Raw genomic sequence first — 14,394 nt, 5'->3', positions numbered from 1 at the left:
CAAATTACATGTTACCTTTTCAAAAAATAAATGCAACATTATTTAGATTTTTTATTGTTTTCCTTTCATTAATATAAAGGAGATTAATTGTAATAATACGTTTAATCTCCCTTCTAGTTATTTAAAATTATTATTTATCTAGTTTATATGTTTCGAAAAATTCGTGATTTGCTATTCTATATACTTCATTAATACTTAAAGGAGAAACTAAAAAATCATTTTTCTTAACTATCATTTTTTCTCCCCATGAAGCCATGATATAGAAAGTATCATCTGAAATATTTAATTTTTTAAGTAATTCATCATTAACTTGTAATACCTTTATTTTTCCTATAGGAGAATAAATTCCCCAAACATCATCTAATTTAGATTTAAACATATATCTTGCATTAAATTTTGTTTCAGTTAATATATACATTTCTTTAGTAGCAGTTGTATTTTTAACTACATAATCTCCTTGTTTTGCAATATTTTGAGTTTCTAGTCCATCTTTTGTATATGTTTTAATTACTTCACCAACATTAGCACTTCTTGCATAAACTTCTTTGTATTTTTTAAAAGTTAATGCATTTTCTAAACTTGGTTTTAAAGTGTTTAATAAATCCTCTTGAGTTATAGTTGTTTGAGAAAAACAAATAGTTGCTATAACAGATAATAAAAATAATGTAATTTTTTTCATAAATATTTTCCTTTTAAATTAAGTTATATTTTCAATATACTTGTTGCAAGTGAAAAATATACAAGTAGACTTACAGCATCTACAAGTGTTGTTATTACAGGTGAAGCCATACTAGCTGGATCTGTATTTAAGGATTCTGATATTAAAGGCAATATACCACCAACAATGTTAGCTAATGTAAGGGAAACAATTATTGCAAGAGATACAACTATTGCAATTTGTATGTTCATACCTTCTGGTGATAGAAGAAGTAATCTTAAAATATTAACTATAAATATTACAAGACCACATTGTAAACTAACTAATAATTCTTTTTTAATAATATCAAATAAATTCTTTTTTAAAGTAAGTTTTTCAACCGTAATAGCACGTATTACTGTTGAACTTGATTGACTTCCTGCGTTTCCTGAAGTTGACATTATAACCGGAACGGATGCTGCAAGTACTGCTACAGCACTTAATTTATCTTCAAATGTTTGCAGGATGTATCCTGTGAAAGATCCTGAAATCATAAGTATTAGAAGCCAAGAAATACGTGATTTCACCATTTCTAATATATTTGTATTTAGGTATGATCCTTCAACGTGGTTTACCCCTCCTATTTTATGGATATCTTCTGTTGCTTCTTCAACTAATACGTCAATAACGTCATCGGCAGTTATTATACCTATTAATCTGTTTTCGTTATTTAATACTGGCAGTGAAGTTAAATCGTAATGTTTTAAAATACGAGCAACCTCTTCTTGGTCAGTAGAAGTATGGACAAATATATCTTCTTCAGTTACTAGATTTTCTATAATTTCATTTTCTTTAGCAACTATAATATCTCTTAAATGAACAACTCCTAAATAGTTTCTTTTAGAATCTATAACATAACAAACATTAATTGTTTCTACAAGGTTTGCTTGTTGTTTAATTAGTTTTATAGCATTTTCTACAGTTTCTTTACTATGAAGTTCCATAAATTCAGAAGACATCATAGCTCCTGCGGTAAAGTCTTCATAGCTTAGTAAAGTATTAATTTCTTTTCTATCTTTATCATTCATTGATGAAAGTATCTTTTTGATGACATTTGCGGGCATTTCTTCTAAAAATTCAACGATATCATCATTAAACATATTATTCATAATTTCAGATACATCATGTGAACTTAGTATTTCGACTAATCTTTGTTGTATGTTTGCTGGTAGGTAAGAAAATAGCTGTCCACTTATATCTTTAGGTAATATTCTAAATGTAAATATAGCCTCATTAGTATCAAGTTTTTCAAAAATTTCAGCTAGATTAACTATGTTATATTCTTGAAATATTTCACGAATAGTATCAACTTTTTTCTCACGAATAGCATTGATTAAGATATCTTCAATTTGTTCTATAGTATACATTATATCAATCCTCCCATGTGGAATAGTCTTATAAGCCCGAAGTATGTTATAAGTGAAATTGCATCACAAGCTGTAGTAAGTACAGGTCCACTCATACTTGCAGGATCTATTTTAAAGTAGTGCCCCATAATAGGTAGTAATCCCCCTATTATATTTGCTGTAGTAACGATTATAAGAATAGTAAGTGATACAACGAAAGCTGTAACAAAACCTACTGAGGGCATAAGGATTATAATTCTTAAAGTATTAATTACAAATAGTATAGCTCCAAGTATAGCAGAACTTAATAATTCTTTTTTTAATATATCCCATATGTTAGAAATGGTCATATTATCTACAACTATCCCTCTTATAACCATGGCACTAGATTGACATCCAGCATTACCAGCTGTATCCATTATCATAGGCATGAATATTAAAACAGATGAAAGAATTGTTATATCTTTGTTTGCTGTAATTATAGATCCAGAAACTGTTGCTGATATCATAAGTATTAATAACCAAACTATCCTACTTTTACTCATTTCAAATGTAGAAAGATCTAAATAATTACCTTCAGTTGGATTAATGGCGTTCATTCTTTGAATATCTTCTGTTACTTCTTCTTCTATAATATCAAGAACGTCATCTATAGTTATTATTCCAAGTATGTGGTGCATATCATCAACAACTGGTACTGCAAGTAAATCATACTTAGAGAAAACTTGAGTAACTTCTTCTTGGTCATCATCTACATTTACTGTAATTATATCACTTTCCATTAAATCTTTAATTAGCATATCATCAGGTGCAAGTAGTATATCTTTCATTGATATACATCCAATAAGTGTTGAATATTCATTTACTACATAACAATAAGAAATAGTCTCAGCTATTTTTTCCTGAGATTTAATTTTTTTCATAGCTATTAAAACATTATCTTCATCAGATATTTTAACAAAGTCCACAGACATTAAAGCCCCGGCAGAATATTCATCAAATTTTAATTGTAAATTTAATTGTAACTTTCTACTTGGTGATGCAAGGTCAAGTATCCTATTAACTACTTCTTCATTCTCATTATCTAAAATTTCTTTAATATCATCTGTATATAGATTTTCTATTAAGTCATATACAAAGTTTTGATTTAACTTTAATATTAATTCTTCTTTTTTATCTATAGAAAGATAAGGAAAGACTTCAGCTGAATGTTCAACTTCTATTAAATACAATATGTCAACTATATCTTGTATTTCTAATTCTTCAAGATCTTGTGCAAGTTCTACAGGATTAGTATCTAATAGTTCTTGTCTTATTTCTAATAGTTCTTTTTCCATTACTCACCTCTTTGTTTATCCAAAAATTTAAATATGTTTTGAATTGCTATTTTTGATTCAGGTAAAGCTTTTAATATGATATAGTCATGGAATAAGTTTTCTGTTATTTTTAATTCGTTTTCTATACCAAGTTTATTTAATTTTTGTGCCACTATATTTGAATCATCAAAGAGTAATTCACCTTTATTAACCTCTATATATGTAGGAGGGAAATTATCAAACTCTCCAAAAACAGGAGAAATGTATGGATCCTTATTATCAAATCCCTTAAAATATTCATTTTCTGCTAAAAGTTTGGCAGGTTTAAAATCATCTTTTTTACTACCTATTAATATGTCTGTTTTAACATTCTCAAACCTACTGTTTACTGTATATGAAATATCTAAAAATGGAGATATTAATACGATAGCATCAGGAAGTTTTTGTCCTTCATCTCTTCTTTTTAATGAATTTGACATAACGAGGTTACCACCAGCAGAATCACCCATTACATAGACCTTGTTATACTTTTCCATACACCATTTAAGACCGTTTTCAAAGTCTATATTCCCCTCTGGGTATTTATGTTCTGGTAGTTGCCTATAATCCACAAAAACTATATCATAATTATCATTAACACGTATCATATATTCTGCAAGTTCTCTGTAAAAATTGGTTAATGGGTAAAGAAATGCACCTCCATGAGCCCAATATATTACATACTTATTCTGCTTATTTTTGGGTTTAATTAATTCTAGTTTTGTTTTGGAATAATATATCCTTTCAAAATGGGTATTTTTACTAGGATACCAACCGGGTTCATAGTCTTTAAGTGTATGTCCTATACCGACTATATTTGATTTATCTCCAGAATAAAGATAGTTTATACTTTTTATACTTGTTGTTACTATGCTTGAACAACTAAATAAAAAAAGTGAGATAAAACATAATTTTAATCCTTTTTTCACAATATCACCTCACTTAATATAATATTTTTAATTATATCATTAATATGAGTAAAAATAAAGTGAAGAATATAAGATATAATTTATGAATATTTTTTGTTAAAAATATATATTTTATGGTATAATTTTAACAAAGATGAAATATGCGATATAAGAATAGATGGTTTCAAATTTTAGTTTTTAGAAAAGGATTTGGAACAATTAGCAAGAATAGGTGAAATGGCTGAAAGTGTAATGTATAAAGATCCTAATACATAAATTATGAAACTTAGACAATTTAGTGAAGAATTGGTAAAAAATATATTTATTCTTGAAAATTTAGATACCACAAAAACAACCGAAGCATATAAAAGGATAAGTATATTAGAAAGATATAGTCTGATTACAAATGATATAGAAGATATATTAAATATTTTGCGTATTAAAGGTAATAAGGCAGCACATGGAACTTATGGTACAGTGAAATGGCCGACTTTAATATCTCTTTCTGTAAAACTTGGAGCATGGTTTTAAGAAATATATGGTACAGATTTTAATTTTAATGCAGAAACGGTTGTATATAAAAAACCAGAAAATATTGATAATACTAAAAGATATGAAGAACTTGTTAAAATAACAGATGAAAAGGAAAAAGAATTAGAAGATGTTTTTTCTAAATTAGAATATTTAAAGTCTAAAGAAGAGAGAAGAAAAATCTTACGTGGTAAGGTTAAGCGTGAATTAAATGAAAAAGAAACAAGAGTAATTATAGATGAAAAATTAAGATAAGCAGGTTGGGAAGTTGATACCGAGGTTATAAAATATGGTAAAGTTAAGCCTCAAAATAATAAGAATTTAACTATAGCAGAATGGCCTTGTATTAAGGAAAATGGGAAAAAAGGATATGCAGATTATGCCTTATTTGTAGGTCTTAAACTTGTAGGTATAATTGAAGCTAAAAAATTTGAAGAAGATGTTTTAGGTGCACTTAATAATGATGCAACTATATATTCAAAAGGTATAAATTTACCTGATGGAGTTATACTATATAAAAATGTAGAAGAAAGGGAATATAAGGTACCGTTCATATTTTCAAGTAATGGTAGGGAATATAATAAGGATTTACCTGAAAAATCAGGTATACTATTTAAAGATTTAAGGGATAAGAAAATGCCTTTTAAAGCACTTAAAGGCTTTTATTCGCCATAGGATTTAATAGAAAAATTACAAACGATAATTTTAATAGGGTAGTTTGTGAAGCTCTTGCTGAGAATATTAATCCAGAGGGTCCTGCTAAAACTTTAATATTTTCAGTTAATAGAAATCATGCAGACAAGATAGTTGAATATTTAAAACAAGCATATATAGAACAAGGAATATATGATATTAACGATGATATGATAGTTAGAATGACTGGTGAAATTAAAGATATAGACAATCTTATTAAGAAATTTAAAAATGAAATATATCCAACTATAGTAGTTACTGTTGATTTACTTACAATGGGTATAGATGTTCCAAGAATTTCTAATCTTGTATTTTTAAGAAAAGTAAATAGCCGTATACTTTATCATCAAATGTTGGGACGTGCAACAAGAAAATGTAATGAAATAGTACAAAAATTATGGAATTTATGCAATGTTTTAAGAGATGATGGTATTACATATCACGAATATGTTACAGAGTTGACATATATATTATTCTTAAAAATGGCAAAAGAAAAAGAACAAGAAAAAGAAATACCTGAAGAATATAGCTGGGATAATTTAATACTTTTAGATGGATTAGAATTAAAGTCAACTTATCAAAGAGCTTTAATTGATTTATCTCAAAGTGCAACTTCACTTTCTACTATATATAAGAATGCAAAAACAAATATAGAAGAACCATCTAATTTAAGAAAGATATTTTATGAAATAGATAAGATAGACTGGTATTCAGTAGATAAAGAAGATTTAGGGGATCTTTATGAAGGTTTATTAGAAAAAATGCCTCAGAAAAGAAATCTGGTGTAGGACAGTACTTTACTCCTCGTGTGTTAATAGATTCTATAGTTAAGGTTATAGAACCAAAAATAGGAGAAAAAATATGTGATCCAGCTGATGGATTTTGTGTCATAATAATGACACAGGCAAATAGTCAAGTAAATACAAAGGTTTTAGAGCTTCTACCAAAGTTTAAAATCAAAAAAATGAATCGTTGGTGTGCTGTTTAGAGCAGTTATTACGAAAATAAATGTTGTAAACAGTACATCAACATAAAGGAGGCACTCACATGTCTAAGGTGAAAAAAGACACGATTGAAGCAAAAGGTTTTGCTATTCAAATTTATACTGAAGACTTTAAAAATGACTATATAAGTTTAACGGATATTGCAAGATACAAAAATGTGCATGAACCTAAAGATGTTGTTAAAAACTGGCTAAGAGTAAGAGATACAATTGAATTCCTTGGTTTATGGGAGACTATTCATAATCCTAATTTTAAAGGGGTCGAATTCGACTCCTTTAGAAAGGAAGCAGGAACAAATGCATTCACATTATCGCCTCAAAGATGGATTGAAAATACAAATGCGATCGGTATTGTTTCTAAATCTGGGAGAGGCGGAGGAACGTTCGCTCATCCTGATATAGCAATGGAATTTGCTTCGTGGATTTCAGCAGAGTTTAAGCTCTATTTAATCCAAGATTACAAAAGGCTTAAGTTAGATGAAAATTCTAAGCTATCATTAGGTTGGAATTTGAATAGAGAAATTTCTAAGATTAACTATAAAATCCATACAGATGCAATCAAAGAATATCTATTAAAGGATCTTACCAATGAACAGTTATCCTATAAATATGCAAGTGAAGCAGATATGCTCAATGTTGCATTATTTAACAAGCGAGCAAAACAGTGGCGTGAAGAAAATCCAGATTTGAAAGGTAATATGAGGGACTATGCAAGTCTGAATGAGTTACTGGTGCTTGCCAATATGGAAAGCTATAATGCAATTCTTATCGGTAAAGGTATGGAACAAAAGGAAAGGATGATAGAGCTTAGAAAACTTGCAATAACACAATTGATATCACTTGAAAAACTTGGTGATAGTGGTATTAAAAAATTAGAGGAAAAGAAATAATTATTTTTCAGTTAATAATAGAGATAAATTTTAATTTATAGGTGAAGAAATGGATCAACGGTGGAAATATAAGAATTTTAATATGGTTATAGAGTTGGACATTGCAGGTGAGTTTATATATAATGGCATTCATGAATTTTGTCGATTAAAATATATATCGAATAAAGGACCAACTTTTGCGTCTCTCTATAATATGGCGGTAGGAATTGAGCGCTTAGAAAAAATAGTTTATGTATTGTGGACATTGGATGATGAGGTTGATGAAACAAAATTTGAAAAGGAGTTAATCACTCATAGCCATACTGGATTGAGAGATAAAATAAAAGAAGTGTTAAAAATTCATAACGAAAACATAGAGTTCTCAAAACAAGAAAATGCTTTATTTGAACTTTTGTGTGGATTTTATAATACAGCAAGATATATGAGATTTAATATTGATGGAGACTGGGACAAAGAGATAGAGCTAATTCGTACTTTTTTAAAAAGCGATTCCAATTATGTGGAAACCAATACAGGGTTTTTTTATGGCAGCTTTATTGTAGTAAATGAAAATGTAAAAGAATTGTTTGGTCGAACTTTAAAAAGTATAGCTGCAAAATACTATAAGTTAGTTATAAAGGGAAGTTCAAAAAATCAAACATATACATATGAATTACGGTCAGATTCAAAAGCATCCAAAATATTCTATAGTCAAGAAAAATCTCTAATAAAAGATCAGGACAATGAATATTTAGCTGTAAAAGAGCTCCTAATTTACTTGCGAAACTCTAAAGATAAAACGAGTTTTTTGAAATATGTGGATGAGATTGAGGCACTGGGGTTTGATCCGGCAAATTTAATAACATATTTAAGTGATATTACTAGAGGAATAATTCCACAAGACCTGGTAGATGAGGTAGAATTCTTATACGAAGAATTAGATAAGCCGTATGACAGAGAAAAGTTGATTTCGCTATTTGCAGAAGAAAATGTAATGTTTGAATTTCCTGCCCAAAAAGAATGTATTGAAATAATTAATGATGTTATTGAACATAATCTAGCAACAGAAGAAAAGATTAAAAGATTGGAAGATCTCTACGATTATGTAGAAGATGAAAATATTCAAAATTTAATTATAGAAACAAAGTTATTGCTGAATTTAGATATACAAGAACGTGAAGAAAAGATAAAAGGAATTAAGGATGTGCTCAATAATGAAGGCTATGCAGAACGTTTTTTAAATGAATTTAAATCGTAATCAAATTCCTTTGGACTCATTTATATGGTGTAAAGAGTAGGGCTTAATGTTATGAAATAGTATTTATAGTTTGATTTTTATATCAAGTTTAAACTATAAAAGTGTATGATAAATCCCAGTTTATAGGATTAATAATCCAACTGAATTAACAGAGAATTAGACTTTAATACATTGATGTTGCCTATACGATTTAACATGTGGTATTTTAGGTTTCATAATATCAGGTGATAGATACCTTAAATCAAAGACAGATGATTATATAGATCTTAAAGATGAAGAATATGATTTTCAGAAAAAACAAGCCTTTTTAGGTTATGAACTTGTAGCTGATACTCATAGACAAGGAGTAATGAATTATTACTACATGGAATAGTGGGGACATTCTTACAAGGGGATACTTTATCATCTTTAGGAATAGAACTTAAAAATTTTGATTTAATATTAACGAATCCTCCATTTGGTACAAAAAAGGTGGAGTAGGAAAAGAAATAAGAAAAGATTTATTAAATAAATGTAACGTTCATACTATATTAAGATTACCTACAGGAATATTTTATGCTCAAGGAGTAAAAACTAATGTATTATTCTTTAATAGAGGTAAAACTGATATGAATAATACAAAGGATATATGGTTCTATGATTTAAGAACAAATATGCCTAATTTTGGTAAAAATACATCACTTACAGAAAAATATTTTGAAGAATTTGAAAATACATATAAAGATGAAAAAAGAAAAGAAGAATTAGAAAGATGGAATAAGGTAAGTATAGATGAAGTAATAAAGAAAGATTACTCTTTAGATTTAGGACTAATAAAAGATGAAACTTTACTTGATTTATACAAGTTACCTAATCCAATATCAAATACATTAGAAATAATAGATGGTTTAAAAGAAGCTATTTCTCTTTTAGATGAAGTAATCCAAGAATTAAAAAATAGTGGGTTAACAGAAGAGGACTAGTATGGTATATAACATAAAAGAGATACCCAAGAAAGAACAACCATATGAATTACCAGAAAAATGGGAATGTGTAAGGCTTGGAGATATAACATCTATAATTAGTGGAGGAGCTCCTAAAACAAATATAGACACTTACTATTTTAATTTAGGATTTCTTTATTTGAAAAAAGTATACTTGATAAGGCTTTTAGAGGTAAGATATAATTTATTGATTTATTCTTTAAAGTTGTATAATATTATTAGAAAATTAGGTTGAAAATAAAAGTTAAACATGAATAAAAAGGTTAAAGAAAGTTTAGACTTTCTTTTTTCTTTCTTTAAATATATAGTAATATTTATATAGATATGATAAAATATATTAAAAATGTTAAAGGAAGAATGGAGAAAATGAATAAGAAGAGAAGAATAGAAGGATTAGATATTTTAAGAGCAATAGCTCTTATTATGATATGTGTTTACCACTGGTTTTCATATCAAGGAATGTATGTAGGGGTTATAGTATTTTTTGCATTAAGTGGGTACTTAGTTACAGACAACTTATTAAAAAGAGACTTTACTTTTTGGGAAGAAATTAAAAAAAGAATAGTTAGAATTTACCCGAGTTTATTAACTATAATTTTATTTTCAACTTTAGCTATATATTTTTTGAATGGTGGATTAGAAGCTAAGTATAGGGCAAGTGCTGTATATTCAGTCTTTGGAGTTAATAACTTATTTCAAATAATTTATAAAATATCATATTTTGATAAGTATAATACATTGTTACCTTTAACTCATATTTGGGCACTTTCTTTTCAATTACAAATGTATATAATACTACCTTTATTAATAATAGGGTTTAGAAAAGTTAAAATGTCAACTAAAAATATGAGTTGGGTATTCTTGAGTATTAGTTTAATATCTGCTTTGATTATGGGGCATAAGTTCTATAATGGAGTTGACTTTTCTGTTATATATTATGGAACAGATACAAGAATGTTTACCTTCTTTATAGCAGCAGCAGTTGCAGCTTTTTATTATAATAGAAAAATATCGTTAATAGAAAAAACATATTTATTGTTATCAAGTATAATAGGATATATTTTGTTGATAGCATATTCATTCTTTATAGATTATCAAAATCCTATAAACTATTATGGTGGACTATATATTACGAGTTTACTTGTATCTTTAATAGCAGTTTTACTTGTTAAAACTAATATTAAAAAAGTAGAACTACCAGTAGTTAGCCATATATTATCATTTATATCTTTTATAGGTAAAAGAGAATATCAATACTATTTATGGCAATTTCCTATCATGATATTCTTAAGAGAAATTTTTAAATGGTCAACATTAGATTTTTCAGTTAAGTTTTTAATAGAAATAGTAGTCTTGATAGTAATTTCAGAAATATCATACTATATTTTTGAAAAGAAAGGATTTGAAATGAAAAAAATATTAATAGGGTTATTTATTCTGACGGTAGGGAGTGTTTATGCTTTACCTGATTATGTAAATAAAGATCTAGAGGAAATGAATAAAATTCGAGAAGAACAATCTAAGGTGGAAACTGAAACACCTAAAGTAGAGGAAAATAAAGAAACAGTAGCGGAGAATAAGGTTAGTGGGGTAGATGATAGAAAAATAAGTTTTGTTGGAGATTCTGTAATGGAAATGACTAAAACTGAGCTTAAGAAGAAATATCCTAATGCAGTTATTGATTCTAAAGTTTCAAGACAATTTTCAAAACTACCAGAAATACTTGAAGATATGAAATCAAAGGGTACTTTATACGATACAGTAGTAATAGGACTTGGAACTAATGGAACAATTTCTAAAAAAGATTTAGAAAAAGTTTTAGCTATATTAGGAAATAGAGAAATATATTTCATTAATGTTGTTGTTCCAGATTCTTGGGAAAAAAGTGTAAATGCTGAAATTAAGAATTTATCAGAAACATATCCTAATATTAAAATGATAGATTGGTATTCAGTAGCAAAAGGAAATAGAGAATTATTCTATAAAGATGGGACACATCCTAAACAAAATGGTGTAAAAAAATATGTTGATTTAGTTTATTCTACTATAAGTGGAAAATAGGAGAGTTATGAAAATAGAAGAAATTTTTAAAGGTTTAGACTATGTTGTTTTAAGAAATGGTGAAAACAAAGAATTTAAAGAAATGGACTATGATTCTAGAAGTATATCTAAAAATGATGTGTTTGTAGCTTTAGTAGGTTCTGTTGTAGATGGACATAATTTTATTGATAAAGCTATAAATCAAGGCGCATCTATGATAATAGTAGAAAGAGATGATATAGATTATCCAGAAGGGGTTAATATAGTATATGTTAAGAATTTAAGAGAAAAATTAGGTAAAATTGCTTCTAATTTTTATGGATATCCTCAAAATAAGTTAAAGATAGTTGGAGTAACAGGAACTAATGGTAAAACAACATCTACATATATTTTAGAATCTATATTAACTAATTCTGCAAGAATTGGAACTACTGGTTATAGGGTATTAGATGAAGAATATCCAGCTAAAAATACTACACCAGAATCATTAGACCTTATAAAACTTATGAAAAAAAGTGTGGAAAAAGGTGTTGAATATTTCTTGATGGAAGTAAGTTCACATGCTTTAGCTATAGGTAGAGTTAATATGCTTAGATTTGATAGTGCAATATTTACTAATCTTACACAGGATCATTTAGATTTTCATAAAACTATGGAAAACTATTATCAGGCTAAAGCCTCTATTGTAAATCTTATGAAAGATGGTTCTAAATTAATAGTAAATAAAGACGATAAATATTGTAGAAGACTTGAAGATAAATCTTATACTTTTTCTATAAAAGAAGATGCTAATATAAAAGGTGAAATACTTGAATATACATTAAAAGGTATGAGGGTAAAAATAACAAAAGGTGATAAAGAATATGAAATAGTTACTAAACTTATGGGAGAATACAACCTTTCTAATATTTTAGGAGTAGTTTTATGTTGTTTAAACTTAGGTATGGATTTAGATGAGGTCATATCAAAACTAGAAACTGTTAAATCTATAGCAGGTAGATTTGAGATTATAGAAAATGATAAGGATGTTATGGTTGTAGTTGATTATGCTCATACTCCTGATGGATTAGAGAATATTTTAAAAACATTAAATATAATGAAAAAAAATAGAGTAATAACAGTATTTGGAGCTGGTGGAGATAGAGATAATACTAAAAGACCTATAATGGCAGATGTTGCATCTAGATTTAGTGATGTGGTATATATAACTTCTGATAACCCTAGATGTGAAGATCCAGAAAAAATATTAGATGATGTTGAAAAGGGTATGCATGATATAGAATATTATAGAATAGTGGATAGAGAAGAAGCTATAAAAAAAGCTATACAAATGTTACAAAAAAATGATATACTCTTGATAGCTGGAAAAGGACATGAAGATTATCAAATTATTGGTAGAGAAAAAATACATTTTGATGATAGAGAAATAGCTAAAAAATATTTAGGAGGTAGATAGTTGAAAAGATTTCTATTTTTAATGGTGTCTATGTTGACACTTTTAGTAAGTTGTGGAGGTAGTACTTCTGATAATAAGAGTACTAATGAATTAAACATTTATACTTGGACATATTTTGTTCCAGATAAAGTTGTAAAAGATTTTGAAGCAGAAACAGGTATAAAAGTTAATTTAAGTTATTATGATAATAACGATACTATGATTGCTAAACTTATGGCAGGTTCTAGTGAATATGATATAGTTTCACCTTCAACAGACTATATTCCAGTTATGGTTGGAGCAGATTTACTTGAAAAATTAGATAAGTCAAAACTTGGTAAAACTTTTGAAAATATGGACGAAAAGTTAGATTTATTAGAAATTTCTAAAGTTTATGATGATGGTTTAAACTATAGTATACCTTATTCATATATGGCAACAGGAATAACTGTTAATACAGATATGATTGGTAAAGATTATGTTAAAACGCCAGATATATTCTTAGACACTAAATTTAAAGGTAGAATGACTATGCTTGATGATGGTCGTGAAGTTTTAGGATTAGCTCTTCAATATTTAGGATATGAATCAGATTCTAAAAATTTAGATGAGTTAAATAAGGCTAAGGCTAAAGTTCAAGAATGGGCAGCTAATCTTGCTAAGTTCGATTCTAATGCAGCTGGGAAAGGTATGGCAAGTGGTGAATTTGCTATAGTTCATGGTTATCCAGATGTATATTATGAAGTAGAAGGAACTGATGCAAATAAATTTGAATATTTTGCACCTCAAGGAGCTATGATGTATATAGATAGCATGGCTATAACTAAAACAGCACCTAATAAGGAAAATGCATATAAATTCTTAGAGTTCTTATACAGACCAGAAAACTTTGTTGAAGTTTTAAAAGTGTTAAGAAATCCAAGTATAATTAAAGGTGTTGAAGAAAATTCAGATGTTAAACCAATAATATCTGCAGAAGAAATAAGATCTAAGGCAAAACTACCAAGAGCTTTAGATGAAGAAACAAAAGAAATTCAAGATAAGATATGGAATGAAATAAAACTAGGTAAATAAATATAGATGCACAGGTGAAAACTTGTGCATTTTTTAGTGAAGTATAAAAGGTTAGTTAAAACCAAAAGTTTTTAAAGTGGACTTAAAAAAGTTATTATAAAATGAAGATGGAATAAAGCGAATAAATATATTAGACTTTTTATTAAATAAAAATTAGTAGATTAAGTACACAGATTTTGATTCTGTTTTAAGATATGGCTAT

Annotated in this window: 15 protein-coding genes; 11 read left to right on the top strand and 4 right to left on the bottom strand. The window is 27.6% G+C overall.

Going from position 1 to position 14,394, the window contains the following annotated elements; all coding sequences use genetic code 11:
- Nucleotides 1-130: 130 nt before the first annotated feature.
- Genes AYC59_RS04965 through AYC59_RS04950 form a run of 4 tightly spaced genes read right to left on the bottom strand, consistent with a single transcriptional unit; the run spans nucleotide 131 to nucleotide 4,327 of the window.
- Nucleotides 131-679 carry a hypothetical protein gene (locus AYC59_RS04965; RefSeq protein WP_066895809.1) on the bottom strand — a complete coding sequence of 183 codons (549 nt, stop codon included), beginning with the start codon at nucleotides 677-679 and terminating at the stop codon, nucleotides 131-133.
- A 23-nt stretch (nucleotides 680-702) separates the two neighbouring features.
- Complete coding sequence (gene mgtE / locus AYC59_RS04960; RefSeq protein ID WP_066895807.1) at nucleotides 703-2,064, bottom strand: magnesium transporter; 1,362 nt, start codon at nucleotides 2,062-2,064, stop codon at nucleotides 703-705.
- A complete protein-coding gene (gene mgtE, locus AYC59_RS04955) occupies nucleotides 2,064-3,380 on the bottom strand; it encodes a magnesium transporter (RefSeq protein WP_082752689.1) in 1,317 nt (438 codons plus the stop codon). Before mgtE (AYC59_RS04955) ends, mgtE (AYC59_RS04960) begins: the two co-directional genes overlap by 1 nt.
- The gene (locus AYC59_RS04950) at nucleotides 3,380-4,327 is read right to left on the bottom strand and encodes an alpha/beta hydrolase (RefSeq protein ID WP_066895805.1); all 948 of its coding nucleotides are present in this window, start codon (nucleotides 4,325-4,327) and stop codon (nucleotides 3,380-3,382) included. The genes mgtE (AYC59_RS04955) and AYC59_RS04950 overlap by 1 nt, the downstream gene beginning before the upstream one ends.
- Before the next feature lie 258 nt (nucleotides 4,328-4,585).
- Between AYC59_RS04950 and AYC59_RS04945 the strand changes: the two genes are divergently transcribed.
- The 11 genes from AYC59_RS04945 (at nucleotide 4,586) to AYC59_RS04905 (ending at nucleotide 14,192) form a co-directional block, all read left to right on the top strand.
- Nucleotides 4,586-4,837 carry a DUF4145 domain-containing protein gene (locus AYC59_RS04945; RefSeq protein ID WP_066895803.1) on the top strand — a complete coding sequence of 84 codons (252 nt, stop codon included), beginning with the start codon at nucleotides 4,586-4,588 and terminating at the stop codon, nucleotides 4,835-4,837.
- Between the two features lie 282 nt (nucleotides 4,838-5,119).
- A complete protein-coding gene (locus AYC59_RS08275; protein ID WP_082752691.1) occupies nucleotides 5,120-5,512 on the top strand; it encodes a type I restriction endonuclease in 393 nt (130 codons plus the stop codon).
- Nucleotides 5,509-6,318 carry a type I restriction-modification system subunit M N-terminal domain-containing protein gene (locus AYC59_RS08455; protein WP_342666618.1) on the top strand — a complete coding sequence of 270 codons (810 nt, stop codon included), beginning with the start codon at nucleotides 5,509-5,511 and terminating at the stop codon, nucleotides 6,316-6,318. The genes AYC59_RS08275 and AYC59_RS08455 overlap by 4 nt, the downstream gene beginning before the upstream one ends.
- A 20-nt stretch (nucleotides 6,319-6,338) precedes the next feature.
- Nucleotides 6,339-6,518 (top strand): hypothetical protein, encoded by a 180-nt coding sequence (locus AYC59_RS08450; RefSeq protein ID WP_245620652.1) that lies wholly within the window; start codon nucleotides 6,339-6,341, stop codon nucleotides 6,516-6,518.
- Between the two features lie 59 nt (nucleotides 6,519-6,577).
- Nucleotides 6,578-7,423 (top strand): KilA-N domain-containing protein, encoded by an 846-nt coding sequence (locus tag AYC59_RS04935; RefSeq protein WP_066895802.1) that lies wholly within the window; start codon nucleotides 6,578-6,580, stop codon nucleotides 7,421-7,423.
- 49 nt (nucleotides 7,424-7,472) lie between these two features.
- Complete coding sequence (locus AYC59_RS04930) at nucleotides 7,473-8,660, top strand: hypothetical protein (protein WP_066895800.1); 1,188 nt, start codon at nucleotides 7,473-7,475, stop codon at nucleotides 8,658-8,660.
- A gap of 440 nt (nucleotides 8,661-9,100) precedes the next feature.
- Nucleotides 9,101-9,622, top strand: a complete 522-nt coding sequence (locus tag AYC59_RS08170) for an N-6 DNA methylase (RefSeq protein ID WP_342666617.1) — start codon at nucleotides 9,101-9,103, stop codon at nucleotides 9,620-9,622.
- A gap of 1 nt (nucleotide 9,623) precedes the next feature.
- Nucleotides 9,624-9,878 carry a hypothetical protein gene (locus AYC59_RS04920; RefSeq protein ID WP_066895797.1) on the top strand — a complete coding sequence of 85 codons (255 nt, stop codon included), beginning with the start codon at nucleotides 9,624-9,626 and terminating at the stop codon, nucleotides 9,876-9,878.
- Between the two features lie 131 nt (nucleotides 9,879-10,009).
- Nucleotides 10,010-11,704 carry an acyltransferase family protein gene (locus AYC59_RS04915; protein ID WP_066895795.1) on the top strand — a complete coding sequence of 565 codons (1,695 nt, stop codon included), beginning with the start codon at nucleotides 10,010-10,012 and terminating at the stop codon, nucleotides 11,702-11,704.
- A 7-nt stretch (nucleotides 11,705-11,711) separates the two neighbouring features.
- On the top strand, nucleotides 11,712-13,139 hold the full coding sequence (locus tag AYC59_RS04910) for a UDP-N-acetylmuramoyl-L-alanyl-D-glutamate--2,6-diaminopimelate ligase (RefSeq protein WP_082752685.1): 1,428 nt from the start codon (nucleotides 11,712-11,714) through the stop codon (nucleotides 13,137-13,139).
- Entirely contained in the window at nucleotides 13,140-14,192 is a 1,053-nt protein-coding gene (locus AYC59_RS04905; protein ID WP_082752683.1) for an extracellular solute-binding protein, read from the top strand. It abuts the gene before it with no gap.
- Nucleotides 14,193-14,394: the final 202 nt, after the last annotated feature.

The organism is Pseudostreptobacillus hongkongensis (genome assembly GCF_001559795.1).
Lineage (GTDB): Bacteria > Fusobacteriota > Fusobacteriia > Fusobacteriales > Leptotrichiaceae > Pseudostreptobacillus > Pseudostreptobacillus hongkongensis.
This window is presented reverse-complemented; position numbering and strand designations above follow the sequence as displayed.